16 protein-coding genes are annotated in these 17,664 nt (G+C 68.8%); 8 read left to right on the top strand and 8 right to left on the bottom strand.

From position 1 onward, the window contains the following. Nucleotides 1–45: 45 nt before the first annotated feature. The 8 genes from Q0654_RS21410 to Q0654_RS21375 all read right to left on the bottom strand — a co-directional run bounded on the left by Q0654_RS21410 (nt 46) and on the right by Q0654_RS21375 (nt 11,467). Complete coding sequence (locus tag Q0654_RS21410) at nt 46–1,158, bottom strand: DUF4397 domain-containing protein (RefSeq protein ID WP_298857235.1); 1,113 nt, start codon at nt 1,156–1,158, stop codon at nt 46–48. A 205-nt stretch (nt 1,159–1,363) separates the two neighbouring features. Then, nucleotides 1,364–2,689 carry a HAMP domain-containing sensor histidine kinase gene (locus tag Q0654_RS21405; protein WP_298857233.1) on the bottom strand — a complete coding sequence of 442 codons (1,326 nt, stop codon included), beginning with the start codon at nt 2,687–2,689 and terminating at the stop codon, nt 1,364–1,366. 313 nt (nt 2,690–3,002) lie between these two features. Continuing rightward, the gene (locus Q0654_RS21400; RefSeq protein WP_298857231.1) at nt 3,003–3,728 is read right to left on the bottom strand and encodes a response regulator transcription factor; all 726 of its coding nucleotides are present in this window, start codon (nt 3,726–3,728) and stop codon (nt 3,003–3,005) included. A gap of 110 nt (nt 3,729–3,838) precedes the next feature. Beyond that, nucleotides 3,839–4,153, bottom strand: coding sequence for an Mpo1-like protein (locus Q0654_RS21395; protein ID WP_298857229.1), 315 nt, complete (start codon nt 4,151–4,153; stop codon nt 3,839–3,841). A gap of 152 nt (nt 4,154–4,305) precedes the next feature. Then, nucleotides 4,306–5,025, bottom strand: a complete 720-nt coding sequence (locus tag Q0654_RS21390) for a CsgG/HfaB family protein (protein WP_298857227.1) — start codon at nt 5,023–5,025, stop codon at nt 4,306–4,308. A gap of 200 nt (nt 5,026–5,225) precedes the next feature. Continuing rightward, nucleotides 5,226–6,041, bottom strand: a complete 816-nt coding sequence (locus Q0654_RS21385) for an amidohydrolase (RefSeq protein ID WP_298857225.1) — start codon at nt 6,039–6,041, stop codon at nt 5,226–5,228. 4 nt (nt 6,042–6,045) lie between these two features. Beyond that, nucleotides 6,046–7,194, bottom strand: a complete 1,149-nt coding sequence (locus Q0654_RS21380) for a pyridoxal phosphate-dependent aminotransferase (protein WP_298857223.1) — start codon at nt 7,192–7,194, stop codon at nt 6,046–6,048. Nucleotides 7,195–7,354: 160 nt separating this feature from the next. Beyond that, nucleotides 7,355–11,467 carry a S8 family serine peptidase gene (locus Q0654_RS21375; RefSeq protein WP_298857221.1) on the bottom strand — a complete coding sequence of 1,371 codons (4,113 nt, stop codon included), beginning with the start codon at nt 11,465–11,467 and terminating at the stop codon, nt 7,355–7,357. Between the two features lie 339 nt (nt 11,468–11,806). Here Q0654_RS21375 and ccmA point away from each other — a divergent pair, with 339 nt between their 5' ends. From ccmA to Q0654_RS21335, 8 genes are read left to right on the top strand one after another with little or no spacing between them, the layout of a single operon-like run. Further along, a complete protein-coding gene (ccmA, locus tag Q0654_RS21370; protein ID WP_298857219.1) occupies nt 11,807–12,499 on the top strand; it encodes a heme ABC exporter ATP-binding protein CcmA in 693 nt (230 codons plus the stop codon). Next, on the top strand, nt 12,492–13,175 hold the full coding sequence (gene ccmB, locus Q0654_RS21365) for a heme exporter protein CcmB (RefSeq protein ID WP_298857217.1): 684 nt from the start codon (nt 12,492–12,494) through the stop codon (nt 13,173–13,175). Before ccmA ends, ccmB begins: the two co-directional genes overlap by 8 nt. Beyond that, a complete protein-coding gene (locus Q0654_RS21360; RefSeq protein ID WP_298857215.1) occupies nt 13,172–13,921 on the top strand; it encodes a heme ABC transporter permease in 750 nt (249 codons plus the stop codon). Before ccmB ends, Q0654_RS21360 begins: the two co-directional genes overlap by 4 nt. Next, complete coding sequence (gene ccmD / locus Q0654_RS21355; protein ID WP_298857210.1) at nt 13,918–14,109, top strand: heme exporter protein CcmD; 192 nt, start codon at nt 13,918–13,920, stop codon at nt 14,107–14,109. The genes Q0654_RS21360 and ccmD overlap by 4 nt, the downstream gene beginning before the upstream one ends. Nucleotides 14,110–14,120: 11 nt before the next feature. Next, a complete protein-coding gene (ccmE, locus tag Q0654_RS21350; protein ID WP_298857209.1) occupies nt 14,121–14,672 on the top strand; it encodes a cytochrome c maturation protein CcmE in 552 nt (183 codons plus the stop codon). 31 nt (nt 14,673–14,703) lie between these two features. Further along, nucleotides 14,704–16,683, top strand: coding sequence for a heme lyase CcmF/NrfE family subunit (locus Q0654_RS21345; RefSeq protein ID WP_298857205.1), 1,980 nt, complete (start codon nt 14,704–14,706; stop codon nt 16,681–16,683). Continuing rightward, a complete protein-coding gene (locus Q0654_RS21340) occupies nt 16,683–17,225 on the top strand; it encodes a DsbE family thiol:disulfide interchange protein (protein WP_298857317.1) in 543 nt (180 codons plus the stop codon). Before Q0654_RS21345 ends, Q0654_RS21340 begins: the two co-directional genes overlap by 1 nt. After that, complete coding sequence (locus Q0654_RS21335; RefSeq protein ID WP_298857204.1) at nt 17,222–17,659, top strand: cytochrome c-type biogenesis protein; 438 nt, start codon at nt 17,222–17,224, stop codon at nt 17,657–17,659. The genes Q0654_RS21340 and Q0654_RS21335 overlap by 4 nt, the downstream gene beginning before the upstream one ends. Nucleotides 17,660–17,664 lie beyond the last annotated feature (5 nt).

Below are 17,664 nucleotides of genomic sequence, written 5' to 3'. Positions count from 1 at the left end.
AAGAGCAGGGCGAGCCCCGATGCACAGGGCTCGCCCAGGCTGGGCTTACAGCGAGCAGATACCCGAGGGGGTGATGTTCAGCAGCGGAATGCTGCGCGCGGGCTGGCCGTCGAGCAGGATCTCGGCAACCGCGGAATTGCAGTCCGCGAAGTCGATGCGCACCCGACCGATCGGCGCGGTCTGCACAGGGTTCGGCGCGAGGAAGCGGCCGCCAGTGGTGTTGAGCACCGCGAGTTCGGCGCTGCGACCGTTGAAGCCGCCGCCGGTGACCGCTGCGGTACCCAGCGAGACCGCGGCGCTGTCGAGGGTGAACCAGATCTTGCCGCCGTTGGCATCGAACGCGTACCAGCTGCCAACCAGGCGGTTCTCGCCCGGGCGCGGCGTGAACACGAAGCCCTGGCCGCTGAACTCGGGCGTGTACCACATGCCGTTGACGCTCAGATCGACCGGCGTCTCGGTCGGCAGCGCGCCCAGCGGCAGCGCGGTGAAGCCGAGCGGCTGGTTGACGCCATCGCCGGTCGCAAGCACCGACAGCACCGCGCCTGCAGGCAGGTCGACCGGCGCCAGGTCGATCAGATTGGTCCCGCCGTCCGGCGTTGCCACCTTCAGGTCGTAGTTGCCGGCCGGGATCTCCAGGTAACCACTGGCGGCGAAGAAGGGCACGTTGGTGAGTCCACCCACCACGGCGCCGCGGTCGGTGCGGATCGATACCGCCGTGGACTCGGCATCCGGGCCGAAGGGCGCGGCGTGGATCACGCGGAGCTTCAGGTTCCCGGTCGCCGGCGGGCGGTTGTCGTCGACCAGCGGCTGCAGCGCCAGCGGCTGGCCGTTGGCACCGCCGGTGGCAAGCACGGTGTAATCGGTATTGTCGGCCAGGGTCACGTTGGCGCTGATCGCCACGGTGTTGGTTCCCGCCAGAACGACCTCCAGCGCGTAGGCGCCCGCCGGCAGCGGGATATAGCTGGTGAAGTCGCCATAGCGGACGTTGGTCAGCGCCGTGGCGCCGTTGATGCGGACGTCCACCGCGGTCGCCGCCAGATCGTCGCTGAACGGGGCGAAATGGCCGACGAGGACGCGGGCGTCGGCGAGGGCAAGCGCGGGTGCAAGCAGGAGAATGCCGGAGAGTCCGGCGGGCAGCAGGGCGTGGATCGGCTTCATGGATGGGGTCTCCGTAGGGCGCGCTTGAAATGAGGCGCGGCGAATATGTATCCGCCTGAACGTCAAGCGACGCTGCACGAAAAATGACGGCACCATCAAGGTGAGCCGACCCCGCCTGCACATCGATCAAAGCGCCATCGCCCCCGGGTGAAACGGGCATGCAGGACCACCGATGGACGGCACGCAGCCAGGGATAGGCGGTCGATCAGACCTCCGCAGCCGCCTCGGCACGACCTGCCGCGAACGCGCTCGGGAATCGCACGAGGGCACGGGTGCCCTGCCCCGCCTCGCTTTCCAGGGTGACCGGCCAGCCGAAACGCGCGGACAGCCTGCGCACGATGGTCAGACCGACGCCCTGGCCCCCTTCCTTGCGCAGGCCGCCGCGGAAGAACGGATCGAAGGCGCGCTCAAGCTCGTCGGGCGTCATGCCGCAGCCGGTGTCCTGAACGCAGACGTGGTCGTTGTGGATCTGCACCACCACGCTGCCGCGATCGGTGTAGGCGCAGGCATTGCGGATCAGGTTGGACAGGATCACCCGCAGCACACGTGGACTGCCGTGCAGGGAAAACGCGGCGTGCTCCTCGATGCGCAGCTCCACCGGCTTGTCCCCGAGCAGCGGCCGGGCTTTCTCGACCTCGTCGGCCACGACCTCGTTGATCACGAAGTCCTCTTCCGGCAGATCGGCATCGCCCTCGCGGGCAAGGATGAGGAAGGACTCGATCAGTCCCTCCATGTCGCGCGCCGAGCCTAGGATGCGCTTGATCTGCCGCTTCGCGTAGGGCGGCAGATCGTCTTCCGCACAGAGCACGTCGCAGGCGATGCGGATCACCGTCAGCGGGCTCCGCAGCTCGTGGCTGGCATCGCGGGTGAAGTCGCGTTCGCGCTGCACGAAGGCATCGATGCGCGAGGCGAACTCGTGCAGGGCCTGGGCCAGCACCAGCACCTCGCCCTCGACATCGAGCGGCAGCTGTTCCGGCGACAGCGCTTCAAGATTGGGGTTCTTGGGGTCCCAGTGCTGGACCACGCCAGCCAGCCAGATCACCGGCGAGACCGCGCGGCGCGAGATGCGGTAGGTGGCCCAGGCGATGATGTAGATCACCACCAGCACCAGCACCAACGGCACCGCGCCGAAGAAGAAGGCCAGCGCATTGACCTGCTCGGCGTCGAACACCAGAACGAGCGTGCCGCCCTCGCCCTCCTGCACCAGCACCAGCGAACCACCGCGCTCGGCCGGCAGACCGTAGTAGCCCGAGGCCAGGCCGCGCAGGTTCTCGGGGAGCACGTTCTCGCTCTCGCCGTGTCGCTGCAGGTAGCCCTGCATGTTGTAGGTATCGGGCGGCGGCGCCTGCGGGTCACGCGCCAGACGCTCGCGGTAGTGCGCGGCCTCGTCGGTCAGTGCGCGCTGGATCAGCACGTCCTTGAGCACGGCCGAGGCGCCGTAGACGCCGAGCACGGTGGCGCAGCTGATCGCCGCGATCTGCAGGATGAACGCCGCCCAGATCTTGCGGCGCAGGCCGGTGGAGATGCGCATTTTCTTTGCCGGGATTCGGGATTGGGGATTCGCAGCCCGCGGCATTGAGGCTGCAGGCGGGGCGAGCATGTCGCACAGCGATGGATGCGGCCGTGAAGCGCGGTGGCCGCTGGACGACGACCGTACAGGCTGCAGCTGCCACGTCAGGCATTGAAGCCCGGAAAGCACACGGGCTCCGCGTAGTGCGCGGAGCCCGTTTTTCAGCGTAGCGTGACGCGAAGGACTGGGTCTTGGATTCGAAGCGCGGTGGTGAGCCTTGCCGAACGCTGCTCTTGCAAATCCCGAATCCCGAATCTCCAATCCCGGCTTTGAATCACCCCACCCGCTGCGCCGGCTCGGTCTCCAGCTCAGCCAGGCGGTAGCCCGCGCTGTGGATGGTGTGCAGCAGCTGCTTCTCGAAGGGCTTGTCGATCACCTTGCGCAGGTTGTACAGGTGGCTGCGCAGGGTGTCGGAGTCGGGCAGCGCGTCGCCCCAGATCTCGCGCTCGATGTCGCGACGGCTGACCACGCGCGGCGATTCGCGCATCAGGATGGTGAGCAGCTTCAAGCCGATCGGCGACAGCTGCAGGTCGCGACCGCCACGGGTCAGGCGCAGGGTGGCCGTGTCCAGCACCAGGTCGCCGACCTTGAGCACTTCGGCGCTGACCTGGCGGCGATCGCGGCGGATCAGGGCACGTACGCGCGCTTCGAGTTCCTGGATGGCGAAAGGCTTGACCAGGTAGTCGTCTCCCCCGGCCTCCAGGCCGCGGACCTTGTCATCAAGGGTGTCCCGCGCGGTCAACATCAGCACCGGCGTCGACTTCTTGGCTTCCTGGCGCAGGCGGCGGCACACCTCCAGGCCATCGATGCGCGGCAGCATCAGGTCAAGCACGATCACGTCGTAGCTGTTTTCAACGGCGAGGCGCAGGCCGTCGGCGCCGTCGCTGGCGTAATCCACCCCGAAGCCTTTGCGCTCGAGGTATTCGCCGACCATTTCAGAGATGTTGCGGTTGTCCTCGATCAGGAGGATCAGACCGGCGGATTCTTCGCGAGACTTCATGGCTGGGCTCCGGTGGGGTTTTCACGGACGTGAATTGACCACGGGGCGAGTGAGACGCGCGTGAACCGCTCTTGACAAAGTGCCGATGCCTCGGGGCGCTTCCGCCCGGTTCAGAAGGGAATCCGTCCGATCAGGATGTCGCGGTACATCACCCAGTCGCCGAGGAAGGAATAGAGCGGGTGCTTGAACGTCGCCGGGCGGTTCTTCTCGAACACGAAGTGGCCGATCCAGGCGAAGCCGTAACCACAGACCAGGGCGGCCAGCAGCCAGCGCGGATCGAGGCTGGCGAGCGCGATCAGCGCGCAGACCAGCGCGCCACTGCTGCCGACGAAATGCAGCCGGCGGCAACTGCGGTTGGCGTGCTCGGCAAGGTAGTAGGGATAGAACTCGCTGAAGCTCTGGAAGCGGGTGTCGGCAGTGGCCATGGACAGCTCCGGCTGGGCGCAGGCAGCAACCCTGCTGCCGGGGGCGCCAGGAATCAAGCTGCAGCGCGGTGCAGGCAGACGTGCAAACGCCCCGGCAGACCGGGGCGTTTGCATGATCGGCCGGCGCGCGAGCGCATCGCGCGGACCCGCTCTCAGTCGATGCTCAGGGCACCGCGGGTACGCTCGCGGCGGCGGTCGTCGGCCGCGTCGAACTCGCGCATGCAGCGGTCCTGCTTGACCATCACGCACTCGAGATAGTCGGTGATCATGACCAGGGCCGCGCGGATGGCCTTGCCGGCCGGAGTGTTGTTCTCGTTGGCCAGCGCGCCGCCGAAGCCGCCGCGGTACAGACCCACGCTCATGCCGCCGCTCTTGGCCTCACCCTCGATGGTGCGCACGAACTCGATCTCGCCGGTCTCGCTGTTGACCACGCGCAGGTCGACGGCCACGTAGGCCTTGCTCGACTTGCCGCCCAGCGACACACCGCGGAAGCTGATGCCGCCGCCCGTGCTGGAAGTCTGCTCCTCGTAGCTCGTGACCGTGCCCATGATCAGGTACTGGGCACCGGTCAGCTGACCGATCCGCGCGCCCTGGCCTGGCGCCATCCGGCCCGAAGCGGCGAGGTTCTGCTCCTGCAGCACGGACTCCAGCCGCGAACGCTCTACGACGCTGAAGGCGCGGGTGGCGACCAGCTCGTTGGCCAGCATGCCGGACAGTTCCCAGCCGACCCCACCGCGCCACCAGCCTGCACCCGACTCGTTCTTGAACTCGGCCACGGCCACGCTCACGCGCTCGCCGCGCTGCGCGTTCGCGCTCTGCATGCCGGCCAGCGCCGCCACCGCCAGAACGCAGGCCATCATCGACTTGATCATTGCGTGTTCTCCCTGTTGGAACCCCATGAGGAACGACTCCGGCGCGGAGCGTCCCAACTGCAAACCCCGCGTGAAAGCCTACGCCTTCACCCCGGACTCAGACAGCACAAACGGGGCTGGGCGGCAAAACAAGCCATCCTCCCCGGCGACCGCATCCGCGCTGTTCATGTTCCAGCCGGGCGAGCCCCTCCAGGGCAGACTCACAGCAGCTGGAACCGATCCGCGTCGAGCTGGGCCGGGAAACGCGCGCGGTGGGCGTTCAGGACGGCGGCCTCCAGCCTGGAGGTCACCACCTGCGGCAGGGGGCCGAGTTCGACCAGGGGCTGGCCCAGGGCATCGAGCGCGACGCTGTCACCGGCATATGCAATCTCGTTGCCGTCGACTCCGACGCGATTCACGCCGATCACGCAGGACAGGTTCTCGATGGCGCGGGCGCGCAGCAGGGTCTGCCAGGCGTAGCGGCGGGCGGCCGGCCAGTTGGCGACCCAGAGGATGAGGTCATAGTCGAAACGCTGCGCGGCCTCGTCGAACACGTTGCGGGCGAACACCGGGAAGCGCAGGTCGTAACAGACCTGGGGACAGATCCGCCAGCCGCACCACTCCACCACCAGCTTCGGGCCGCCGGCGGCATAGCGCTCGTGCTCGCCAGCCATGCGGAACAGGTGGCGTTTGTCGTACTGCGCCAGCGCGCCGTCGGGGGTGGCGAACAGCAGACGGTTGAACACGGTGTCGCCTTCGCGGATCACCATCGAGCCGGTGACGGCGGCACCGATCTCCATGGCCAGCGCGCGCAGCCAGGCCACACTGGGGCCGTCCATGGTTTCGGCCTCACCGATCGCGGCGTTGGAGAAGCCCGAGGTGAAGGTTTCCGGCAGCACCACGAGATCGGTCTGACCGGCCAGCGGCCGCACCAGCTCGCCATAAAGGGCGCGGTTGGCGGCGGGGTCATGCCAGACGGTGGCGGCCTGCACCAGCGAAACGCGCAGGTCGCGGCTCGGAGCGGTGGGAGCATGCATGGGCTCAGACCTTCGCCAGACGCTCGACCGCTGCGGCCATGGTGGCCTCGGTCTTGGCGAAGCACAGTCGGATCACCCGCTGGTTGGCGGGCGCCTCGGCATAGAACGGCGACAGCGGAATCGCGGTGACGCCCTTCTCGACGGTGAGCCAGCGACAGAATTCGAGATCGCCCATGTCCGAGATCGCCGAGTAGTCGACCAGCTGGAAGTAGCCGCCGGGCACTGGCAGGCAGCGGAAGCGCGTCGCAGCGAGCTGGGCCCGGAAGGCGTCGCGCTTGCGCTGGTAGAAGTCCGGCAGCTCGAGGTGATGCTCGGGATGCTGTTCCAGCATCTCGGCCAGCGCCCACTGCGCCGGCGCGAAGCTGCAGAAGGTCAGGTACTGGTGGACTTTGCGGAACTCGGCCGTGAGCGCGGCCGGCGCCACCGCATAGCCGAGCTTCCAGCCGGTGCAGTGGTAGGTCTTGCCGAAGCTAGACACCACGAAGCTGCGTGCGGCGAGCTCCGGGTGGCGCAGCACGCTCATGTGCGGCTGGCCGTCGAAGACGATGTGCTCGTAGACCTCGTCGGAGAGCACGAAGATGCCGGTGTCGCGCACGATTTGGGCGAGCGCATCCAGATCGGCCTGGGCGAACACCGCGCCCGAGGGGTTGTGCGGCGAGTTGACCAGGATCATCCGGGTGTTTGCCGTCACCGCCTCGCGCACGCGCTGCCAGTCGACGCTGAAGTCGCCGGGATTCAGCGGGATGTGTACGGCCACGCCGCCGGCCAGATCCACCGCCGGCTCATAGCAGTCGTAGCAGGGATCGAGCAGGATCACTTCCTCGCCCGGCCGTACCACCGCGTGGATCGCGGCGAAGATCGCCTCGGTGGCACCGCTGGTGACCGTGATTTCGCGCTCGGCGTCGATCTTCGCGCCGTACAGCGCCAGCGTCTTCGCCGCGATCTGCTCGCGCAGCGGGGCCACGCCGTGCATCGGCGCGTACTGGTTGCGACCGGCGCGCATGGCGCGCACCAGGGCGTCCTGCAGGAAGGCCGGCGTCTCGAAATCGGGGAATCCCTGGCCCAGATTGACGGCGCCGTGCTGGGCGGCCAGCTGCGACATCACGGTGAAGATGGTGGTGCCCACCTTGGGCAGCTTGGTCTCGATCTGCATCAGGCTCTCGCGCTCGGCATCGAAGGGGCGCGCAAGGTTAGCGGAATCCCCGTCGCAGGGCGTCGTGGCGCGACTGCGAAAGCTGCAGATCTCCACCGAAACGGGTCACCAGGCGACGCTGGCGAAATCAGGCAGGGGAGCGACGCTCGGAGCCTCTGGCTCAGGGCGGACACCCGAGGCTGGTGGAAAGCCGGTTCATGGGATGGCTGCGTGCCCAGCTGCCGGACAGCGGCACCGCGAAGTCCAAGGCGGTATCAAGCCGTGCGGGCTCACCATTGGCGTACACCACCTGCACGCCGCCCACCACCTGCGACTGCACCTCGCCATAGACGCAAAGTGGGCAGTTGCCGCGGTACTGCATCAGATCGATCATTCCGCCACCGAAGGGACGTCCTGCGCCCAGGACCCAGCGCGGCCAGCCGCGGCCGTCGTAGAGGAAGCTCGCAACCACCTCGGCATCAGGCGAGACATCAAGGCTGTAGCCGAAACCGGAGTTCGAGAGGTCGTACCACAGCCCGTTCAGGTCCAGCGACTGACCCTGCGCCGCCGCGCAGCGCTCGCCGCCGATCCAGCGCAAGGGCTCGCTGCCGAACTGGCCATCGAGCTCGTAGGCGAACTGCATGCGGTCGTCTGCGAGCGGCGCGATCACGATCCGCCCGACTTCGACCGGGCGCGCCACGCTGCCGTTCCAGGTCATGCGCAGGATCGGCGCCGACCAGCGCGCGTTGACGCCCTCCGGCGCGGGCGCGGAACCGATGTACCAGGTCGGCGTCCCGTCCTGGAGATAGGTGTACCAGACATAGCCCCAGCTGCCGCCGAAGCGGTACAGGAAGAGACCCGATCCGCTGCGCTGCGGGTTGTACCAGGCGCCGAAGCGCGGCTCGATGCGCTGCTGGGCGTCAATGCTCAGCTTGATCGAGGCGGTGGTGGGCTCCGTGCCGATGTTGCGGAGGATCGCCCATACCCGACCAGGCATGAGCTGGTAAGTCACCATCTCGGCGCCGATCGCATTGCCGACCACACCGTTGGTCGCAGCCGAAAGGTTCGGGGGTGGGATCGCGGCCGGCATGCTGGGCGCGCTGTCACGCGCCAGGTCGATGCGGACATTGCGGCCACCGTCGGCGAACATCAGCAGGCGCCGCGCGTCGCCGGGCACGTCGATGAAGAAGGCCGTGCGGGTTTCGCCGGGCGCCAGCGTCACGCTGATGTCCCGGCCTTCGACCAGTAGCCGCGGCACCGGTGCCGACGCATCGCGCTGCAGGGTGATCGGAATCCGCGCGAAGGGCTCGGCGCCGTCGCGCGAGCGCAGGCTCAACAGGAAGGCTCGACGCTCGCCGGCCGGCCAGTCGGGGTCGTTCCACGACAGGCGAATGGGCAGGCTGGCGCCCGCGGACGTGACAGCGGGCGCACTCGCCACTGCTTTCGGCTTCTGAGCGGGCTGAGGGTCGAGCAGCACGGCGCGCAGCTCGACCGCTGCCGGCGGCGTCGTGACCGCCGTCTGGTTGCGCGCCATCACCCAGATCCGGTTCATGCTGCCGCTCTGGGCGATGTCGAGCTCACAGCGTGGGGACGCTCCCTGAGCCGCGCAGAGCTGCTCGACCTCCTCCGGCTTGCCATTGCCGTTGTAGTCGACACCGACGTACACACCCAGCGTGCTGGCACCGGACGCTTCGGCCAGCAGACGGAAGCTGCGGGGAGCACCCGCCGTCGCGGCCGGCAGCTCCAACAGGTAATGGAAACTGCCCTCGCCGGGCGCCGAGTAGGCCGTTCCCGAGATCGGCGCCGGCGCGAGGTTCCAGGTTTCGCTGCTGACCTTGCTCCATGCCCCGGCGTCCACCACCAGATCACGCAGTTCGGCCAGACCGGTGAGCTCGACATCGCGCATGCCGGCATCCGGCTGGGCGCCCAGCTCGATCCGCTGCGGCAGGTCGCCCGGATCGGCGTACACCGCCAGCGGCAGGCGCAGCTCGCCGGGCGCATCGAGTCGTTCGAGCCTGATCTCGCCGTCCAGCCATCGGCCGATGTCGGCGCCCTGGCTGAGGTCGACGTTCACGTCCAGCCGGCGGCTTGCGCCCGCGGCCAGCTCGAAGCTGGACGGGCTGACGCTGGCGACACCGCCCGGCAGACTCACGCTGGCTCTCCAGCGGGCACCGCCGGCGACATCCCGAAGGGTTCTCGACAGGCTGCAGTTGCCGCGACAGTGCTCATGCAGCAGGCCCGGCAGGTTCAGGCTTCGCGGATCACCGCCTTGGCTCGGCCGCGCCGCGCGGAACTGCGCGCCGCTCACTTCGAGCACCAGTCCAGCGCTGGCGGCGGCGGCCACATCAAGCCCGCCGGCGCCGATGTCGATCCGGCGTGCTGGCGTCACCGCGTCTTCGGCCAGCAGGCCCGGGCGCGCACTCAGCATCAGCGCCGACTGGATCTGGTCGACCCGCCAGTCCGGCCGCAGCGCGCGCAGCAGGGCCGCGGCGCCAGCCACGTGGGGCGCGGCCATCGAGGTGCCGCTCATCGTCCTCACGCCGTCACCCGTCGGGGCCGCCGCCAGGATGCTGGTGCCCGGCGCGGCGATCGAGGGCAGCATCACGCCGCCGTAAGCGATCGGGCCGCGGCCGCTGCTCGCGGACAGGCGATTGCCGAGCGAAGCGTCCTCGATCAGCCGCGCCCCCTCGATGCGGGCGCTCTGGCCGCCGGCAAACAGCCAAGCCTTCAGCTGCTCGCCCGCCTGGTAGCCCAGATGGGTCGAGGGCACCAGGTGCGGATCGCTGGCGATGCTTTCGCCGTCGCCGATGGTGTTCACCAGGATCATGCCGCCGCCGCCGGCGCGCCGCACGTTGTCGCTCTTGGCCAGCCGCGCCTGGGTACCGCGCAGGCAAACCACGATCTCGCCGTTGAAGCGATTGGGGATGTCAGCCCAGGGATTGCTGCTGCCGTCCGGCGTGCCGGCGATATCGAGCCCCAGCCCGGTGCCGATGCCGCAGCCGGGGAAATCGGCGGGGAACACGACGCGCGCGGGGCCGTATCCCTGCGTGCCGCCGGCGCCCAGCAGGCTGCCGCTGCCTGGCGGCAGCGCACTGCCGCCGCTGAAGTCGAGCAGCCGGCTGCCAATGCTGCGGTTGTGCGAGATGTTGGCGACGCTGATCACCCAGGGTGAATTGCCCGGCGCGGTCACCGAGCCCGGCCCGGGGCCCTCGTTGCCGGCCGCCACCACCGGCACGATGCCGGCTTCGCGGGCCGCAAGCAGGGCCAGCGCGTCGCTGCTGCTCCAGGGATCGCGCGGGTCGCCGCCGATCGAGTAGTTGATGATGTCGACACCGTCGGCCACCGCGGCATTGATCGCCGCCAGCAGCCAGCTGCCGAGGCAGTCGGCCTCGACCTCGCAGGCCTTGTAGACCATCAGGTTCGCGTGCGGGGCGACGCCGGAGATCTCGCGCTCGACGGTTTCCCCGGCGACGCTGACGTTGACGCGCAGGCGGTTGCCGACCGCCGTGCCGGCGACGTGGGTGCCGTGGCCGTCCTGATCGAGGCCGTTGTCAGGCTCGCGGCTGCTGCTGCCCAGGGTGAAGTCGCGCAGTGCGACAAGCTTGCCATTGCAGGGTGGGCTGGTCGGGTTCGCACAGATCGAAGGGTTGATGCTGCGAGGGAAGCTGTGGATGTGGCCGTCGATCGGCCCCTGCCCCGCGAACGAGGGATGGGCGACGTTCACCCCGCTGTCGATCACACCGACCACGACGCCTTCGCCCAGCGTGGGCAGACCGGCGTCACCGCTCCAGAGCAACGGCGCACCTACCCATGCGGGGCCGGCATCGCTCTGCAGGCGGCGCACGAAATCGGGCTCGACGCGGCTCACTCCGGGCAGATCGGCGAGCAGACCGGCCTCGGCAACCGTCAGTTCGAGCACGACCGCGTTCAATACGAGATCGAAGGCAAGCTGTGGCTTGGTCGAGCGCCCGAGCAGGCTGGCGGCCTTGCGTTCGAACTCGGCGCGCTCCTCGCCGAGATGGGCGCGGTAGGCCTTGACCGCAGCGTTCCCGACGTCGAGCCGGGCCTGCCCGGCGGTCTTGGGATGGGTGGGCGCCAGCGCGCGCTTGCGCGGGTCGGCCCCTGCGCCGAACCCTTCGAACAGGGCGGTCGGCGGCGATTCCAGGTGGACGATATAGCGGCCCTTCGCAGCGGTCTCCGATGGCACCACCGCCGACGCCGACAGCGGCGCAGCGCCCGCCGACACCAGCAGGGTGCACAGAAGCATCAATGGCAGGGAGCGAAGGCGGGACATGGGGATCAGGGTCAGCAGCCGGGCGACCGGACGGATGACGGCAGTGTAACTAGCGGATCGAAAAGCGAAAGTGCGGGTCTGTAGCGACTCTGTAGGCATTCACCCCAGCTCTGCACAACGTTCCGCAGGACACCGTCACGACGCCCAGGCTTGGGGCCCACCGCGGCCGGACAGGCCTTTCGCATCAGCGACTTGGCGCGCACCCCACGGCCGCGGCGCCGCATCGCACCCCGGCATCTGGCTTGACGCGGCGCATGCTCGGCATGGGGGCGACCGGATAGGAAGACTTGATCCAGCGCATCGACGCCCCCCGTACCCACCGGTAGCATGCGCGCCCAGATGAACAGCCCCGACCCCCTCGACTTCGCTGCCGCGTCCTCGCCGCCGCTGCTCGCCGTGCACGGCCTCGGCTTTGCGCGCAATGACGACCCCATCTTCGGCCCGCTCGATTTCCACGTCGGCGCTGGCGAGGCGGTGCTGGTGCACGGTGCGAACGGGCGCGGCAAGACCACCCTGCTGCGCGTGCTGGCGGGCCTGCTGCCGGCACAATGCGGCGAAGTCAGGATCGATGGCGCCATCGCCGATCGCGAAGCGGTGGCCAGGACCTGTGCCCTGCTCGGTCATCTGCTCGGCCACAAGGGCGAGCTGACGGCCGAAGAGAACCTGCGCTTCGCGCGCGGCCTGTTCGGCCAGCGCCCCGGCATTTCGCCGGTGACCGCTCTGGCTGCGGTGGGTTTGGCCGGCTTTGAGGACAGTCCGGCGCGGCAGCTTTCGGCGGGCCAGCGCAAGCGGCTGGCGCTGGCCCGCCTGCTGCTGGTGCCGGCGCGGCTCTGGCTGCTGGACGAGCCCTACGCCAACCTCGACCTGGAGGGTATCGATCTGGTCAATCGCCTCGTTGCGCATCATCTCGGCCGCGGCGGCTCGGCCCTGATCACCAGCCACGGCGCCTACGCCACCGGCGCGGTGCGCACCCGTACCTTGAGCCTCGATCCGGAGCCAGAGCTCGCCGTGATGGAGGCCGCCCGTGGCTGATTCTTCCGCACTCACCGCCTTTGCCGCCCTGCTCCGCCGCGACCTCCTGCTGGTCTGGCGGCGCCGCGGCGATGCGCTGAATCCGGTGCTTTTCGCCCTGCTGGTCGCCACCCTGTTCCCGCTGGCCATCGGCCCCGAGAAATCCACGCTCGCCCTGATTGCGCCCGGCGTGGTCTGGGTGGCCCTGCTGCTGTCGGGCCTGCTGTCTCTCGACACCCTGTTCCGCGGCGATCTCGAGGACGGCAGCCTGGAGATGCTGCTGCTGGCGCCGCAGCCGCTGGCCCTGATGCTGTTCGGCAAGGTGCTGGTGCACTGGCTGACCACGGCCGTGCCCCTGTTGATTGCAACGCCGCTGCTGGCCGAACTGCTGTACCTGCCGCCGGGCCTGCTGCCGGTGCTGATGGCCTCACTGCTGCTGGGCACGCCCCTGCTCAGTCTGGTCGGCGGCGTCATCGTTGCCTTGACTGTCGGCATGCGGCGCTCGGGTATGCTTCTCGCCCTGCTGGCGCTGCCGCTGTACGTGCCGATCCTGATCCTCGGCGCCGGCTGCGTCGCCGCGGCAGCGCAGGGGCTTCCCTACACCGGCGCGCTGCTGCTGCTCGGAGCCGGCGTCGCCCTGCTCACCATTCTCGCGCCGCTGGCCACGGCCACCGCGCTTCGGATCGCGATGACATGAATCCCGTCCTGCTCTGGTTCCACAAGATGGGCTCGCCGCCCAATTTCTACACGTTTGCCGGACGCTGCCTGCCCTGGCTGTACGGCATCGCCATCCCGATGATCGTCTGGGGACTCTATGCCGGGCTGTACCTGGTGCCACCGGACTACCAGCAGGGCGATACCTTCCGGATCATCTTCGTGCATGTGCCGGCGGCGTGGATGAGCCTGTTCATCTATGGCGCAATGGCGGTCAACGCCTTCATCGCCCTGGTCTGGCGGATCAAGCTGTCCGAGCAGCTGGCGATGAACTGCGCGCCGATCGGTGCCGCGTTCACCGCGATCACCCTGCTGACTGGCGCGATCTGGGGCAAGCCGATGTGGGGCACCTGGTGGACCTGGGACGCCCGGCTCACCTCCGAGCTGGTCCTGCTGTTCCTCTATCTGGGCGTGATGGGGCTGTATGCAGCCATCGAAGACCGCCGCGCGGCCGCCCGCGCCGCCAGCTTCCTGGCCCTGATCGGCTTCGTGAACGTGCCGATCGTGCATTTCTCCGTCGACTGGTGGAACACCCTGCACCAGGGCGCCACCATCCGCCTGTTCGGCAAGTCGGCGATGGATCCGAGCATGATCGCGCCGCTGATCGCGCTCGCGTTCGGCACCAAGCTGTGGTTCGTGGCCTCTCTGCTGGCCCGCACCCGCATCGCCATCGCCGAGGCCGAGCGCGGAAAGGACTGGGTGCGTCGGGCGCTGGGAGGTGCGGCATGAGCGCCTGGCTCGACATGGGCGAATACAGCGCCTACGTATGGACCTGCTTCGCGCTGTTCCTGGCCTTTCTGCTGTGGGACCTCGTGGTGCCCGCCTGGCGCCTGCGCCGGCTGCGGCGCGAGATCGCTCTGCGCGAGCGACGCGCGGCCGCCCGCACCGCGACCACCGCTGAAAATCCGATTCCCTGAAGGAGCACGCCATGAACCCCGTGCGCAAGCGTCGCCTGATCGTTGCCAGCCTGATCCTGGGCGCTGGCCTGGTGGCCGGCAGCCTGATCGCGCTGGCCCTGCAGAACAATCTCAACTACCTGCATTCGCCCTCCGAGGTGATGGCTGGCAAGGCGCCCGAGTCCGGGGTGTTCCGGCTTGGCGGCGTGGTGCTGGAGGAAAGCGTGCAGAGCGGCCGCGTCGAAGCGACCCGCGAGGTCGAGTACCGCTTCCAGGTGACCGATCGCGAGGCCGACTATCCCGTGGTTTATCGCGGCGTTCTGCCCGATCTGTTCCGCGAGGGTCAGAGCGTGATCGCCAAGGGCCGCATCGAGGACGGCGTATTCGTCGCCGATCAGGTGCTTGCGAAGCATGACGAGACCTACATGCCTGCCGAGGTCGCCGACAAGATGACCCAGGCGCGCATCGCCCGCGCCGAGAAACTGAAGCAGGAAACCGAAGCCTTGCGTGCAGGTGGCGATGCCGTCGAGGCGGTCGAAGCCCCCCCTGCCAGCCCGCCCGCCGACGGCAAGAGCGGCTACTGATGCGGCGTGCGCCGCGCCCGAGACCGATGGCATGACTCCCGAACTTGGCAACTTCGCACTGGTGCTGGCCCTGGTGCTGGCCGTGGTGCAGTCCACCCTGCCCCTGTACGGCGCCTGGCGCGAACACGCCGGGATGATGGCGGTGGCGCGCTCCACCGCCTACGGCCAGTTCGCCTTCCTGCTGCTCAGCTACCTGATCCTGACGGCGGCCTTCATCCAGCAGGACTTCTCGGTGGCCTACGTGGCCAACAACAGCAACACCCTGCTGCCGATGATGTATCGCATCTCGGCGGTGTGGGGCGCGCACGAGGGCTCGCTGCTGCTGTGGGTGCTGATCCTGGCGGCGTGGACGGTGGCGGTGGCCGCGTTCTCGCGCAGCCTGCCGCTGGAGGTGGTGGCGCGCGTGCTGGGGGTGATGGGCTGGGTCAGCGTCGGCTTCCTGCTGTTCACCCTGCTGACCTCGAACCCCTTCGATCGCCTGCTGCCGGCACCGGCCGAAGGCCGCGACCTTAACCCGCTGCTGCAGGACCCGGGCCTGATCTTCCACCCGCCCATGCTGTACGCCGGCTACGTCGGCTTCGCGGTGGCCTTCGCGTTCGCGATCGCGGCACTCCTCGGCGGCAAGATGGATGCGCAGTGGGTGCGCTGGAGCCGGCCCTGGACCAATGTGGCCTGGGCCTTTCTCACCCTTGGCATCGGCCTTGGCAGCTGGTGGGCCTATTACGAACTGGGCTGGGGCGGCTGGTGGTTCTGGGATCCGGTCGAGAACGCCAGCTTCATGCCCTGGCTGGTCGGCACCGCATTGATCCATTCGCAGGCCGTCACCGAGAAGCGCGGCAGTTTCGCCGGCTGGACCCTGCTGCTCGCCATCGCCGCATTCTCGCTGTCCCTGCTCGGCACCTTCCTCGTTCGCTCCGGCGTGTTGACCTCGGTGCACGCCTTCGCCTCCGATCCCGAGCGCGGCGTGTTCATCCTGATCTTCCTGCTGGTGGTGGTCGGTGGCTCGCTGCTGCTGTATGCGCTGCGCTCGGGCAACATCGAGCGCGGCAAGCCGGCGGCGCCGCTGTCGCGCGACACCCTGCTGCTGGTCAACAACCTGCTGTTCAGCGCGTCCACAGCCATGGTGCTGATCGGCACGCTCTATCCGCTGCTGGCCGATGCGCTGAACCTCGGCAAGATGTCGGTCGGCCCGCCCTACTTCAGCCTCCTGTTCACCGCCCTGATGGTGCCGGTGGTGCTGCTGATGCCGTTTGGCCCTTTCGCCCGCTGGCAGCAGGAGCACTGGGGCCGCTTCGCGCCCCTGCTGAAGTTCGCACTGACGCTGTCCGTGCTTGCCACGGCAGTCGCCTTCTTCAGCATCGCGGACGGCACGCTCAAGACCTGGGCGGGCGTTGCCGGCGCGACCTGGGTGATGGCCGGCACCGCGATCTACGCCTGGAAGCGCTGGCGGACGGCCGCGCCCGGCCGCCGCTTCACCGCCGAAATGAGCGGCATGCTGCTGGCCCACTTCGGCGTCGGCGTGTTCGTCGCCGGCGTGCTGCTGGTGGAGAGCACCAGCATCGAGCGTGACCTGGCCTTGAAGCCGGGCGAGTCGACCGAGATCCGCGGCTTCCGCTTCCAGTTCGACGGCGTCGCCCACCGCGAGGGCCCGAACTTCGAGGCCGACCGCGGCACCGTGCAGGTGTACGACGGCGACCGCCGGGTCGCCACCCTGCACCCCGAAAAGCGCGCCTACAAGAGTGGCGGCCAGATCATGACCGAGGCCGGCATCGATCCCGGACTGACCCGCGATCTCTACGTCGCCCTGGGTGAGCCGCTGGGCGACGGCGAGGCCTGGGCCGTGCGCGTTTACGTCAAACCCTTCATCCGCTGGATCTGGTTCGGCGCCTTGCTGATGACGATCGCCGGCTTCGTGGTCGCCTTCGATCGCCGCTTCCGTCGCGTGCCCGCGGCCGAACCAGCCGCCGCGCCCGGCGCCGCCAGCCCGGATGCACTCGGAGCGCGCGCATGATCCAGCGCCTGCTGCCGCTGATCGTGTTCCTGCTGCTGGCTGCGCTTCTTGGCGCGGGGATCTGGCTGACGACGGTGCGCGATCCCAACGCGATTCCGTCGCCGCTGGTCGGCCGCCAGGCGCCTGCCTTCGAGCTGCCGAGCCTGCACGAGCCGGAGCGCAGGGTGCGCAGCGAGGAGCTGCTGGGCCAGCCCTACCTGTTGAACGTATTCGGCAGCTGGTGCCCGGGCTGCCGCGACGAGCACCCGGTGATCGAGCGCCTCGCGCGCTCCGGGCGCGTGCCGGTGGTCGGCTTCAACTGGAAGGACGAGCGCGAGGACGCGCTGCGCTGGCTCAACCAGTTCGGTGACCCTTATGCGCTGATCGTGGTCGACTTCGAAGGCCGCACCGCGATCGACTACGGCGTCTACGGTGCACCCGAAAGCTTCCTGATCGGCGCCGACGGCAGCGTGCTGTACAAGCACATCGGCCCGATCACCTGGGCCGACGTCGAGCGCGAGATCCTGCCGCGCCTGCCGGCCACCGAGGGCACCGGCCCATGAGGCGCCTGCTCGCCTTCGCCCTCGGCCTGCTGACCAGCCTGTCGGCCCTGGCCATCGATCCCCTGCCCTTCCGCGACCAGGCCGAGGAGGACCGCTTCCGCAAGCTTGCTGCCGAGCTGCGCTGCGTGATGTGCCAGAACCAGTCGCTGGCCGATTCCAACGCGATGATCGCGCAGGATCTGCGCCGCGAAGTCTTCAACCTGATGCGCGAGGGCAAGTCCGACCAGCAGATCAAGGACTTCCTGGCCGAGCGCTACACCGACTTCGTGCTGTACCGGCCGCCCATGCAGGGCGCCAACCTGGTGCTGTGGTTCGCCCCGGCTGGCGTGCTGCTGGCCGGCGCCATCGCCTTGGGGATCATCGTCCGTCGCCGCAGCGCCGGCCTCAAGGACGCCCCCGCGCGACGCGACACCCCCAACGACGAGGAGTGGTAAGCCCC

It is taken from the genome of uncultured Aquimonas sp. (genome assembly GCF_937888285.1).
Lineage (GTDB): Bacteria > Pseudomonadota > Gammaproteobacteria > Xanthomonadales > Xanthomonadaceae > Aquimonas.
The sequence above is the reverse complement of the archived record's forward strand: the minus strand, read 5'-3'. Positions and strand labels throughout refer to the sequence as shown.

What these genes read in the sequence shown, in the direction of transcription:
- ccmD (WP_298857210.1), top strand. Translation starts at nt 13,918, where the DNA reads ATGAGCGCCTGGCTCGACATGGGCGAATACAGCGCCTACGTATGGACC.
- Q0654_RS21380 (WP_298857223.1), bottom strand. Translation starts at nt 7,194, where the DNA reads ATGCAGATCGAGACCAAGCTGCCCAAGGTGGGCACCACCATCTTCACC.
- Q0654_RS21410 (WP_298857235.1), bottom strand. Translation starts at nt 1,158, where the DNA reads ATGAAGCCGATCCACGCCCTGCTGCCCGCCGGACTCTCCGGCATTCTC.
- Q0654_RS21400 (WP_298857231.1), bottom strand. Translation starts at nt 3,728, where the DNA reads ATGAAGTCTCGCGAAGAATCCGCCGGTCTGATCCTCCTGATCGAGGAC.
- Q0654_RS21335 (WP_298857204.1), top strand. Translation starts at nt 17,222, where the DNA reads ATGAGGCGCCTGCTCGCCTTCGCCCTCGGCCTGCTGACCAGCCTGTCG.
- ccmE (WP_298857209.1), top strand. Translation starts at nt 14,121, where the DNA reads ATGAACCCCGTGCGCAAGCGTCGCCTGATCGTTGCCAGCCTGATCCTG.
- Q0654_RS21390 (WP_298857227.1), bottom strand. Translation starts at nt 5,025, where the DNA reads ATGATCAAGTCGATGATGGCCTGCGTTCTGGCGGTGGCGGCGCTGGCC.
- Q0654_RS21360 (WP_298857215.1), top strand. Translation starts at nt 13,172, where the DNA reads ATGAATCCCGTCCTGCTCTGGTTCCACAAGATGGGCTCGCCGCCCAAT.
- Q0654_RS21385 (WP_298857225.1), bottom strand. Translation starts at nt 6,041, where the DNA reads ATGCATGCTCCCACCGCTCCGAGCCGCGACCTGCGCGTTTCGCTGGTG.
- Q0654_RS21395 (WP_298857229.1), bottom strand. Translation starts at nt 4,153, where the DNA reads ATGGCCACTGCCGACACCCGCTTCCAGAGCTTCAGCGAGTTCTATCCC.
- Q0654_RS21375 (WP_298857221.1), bottom strand. Translation starts at nt 11,467, where the DNA reads ATGTCCCGCCTTCGCTCCCTGCCATTGATGCTTCTGTGCACCCTGCTG.
- Q0654_RS21405 (WP_298857233.1), bottom strand. Translation starts at nt 2,689, where the DNA reads ATGCGCATCTCCACCGGCCTGCGCCGCAAGATCTGGGCGGCGTTCATC.
- Q0654_RS21345 (WP_298857205.1), top strand. Translation starts at nt 14,704, where the DNA reads ATGACTCCCGAACTTGGCAACTTCGCACTGGTGCTGGCCCTGGTGCTG.
- ccmA (WP_298857219.1), top strand. Translation starts at nt 11,807, where the DNA reads ATGAACAGCCCCGACCCCCTCGACTTCGCTGCCGCGTCCTCGCCGCCG.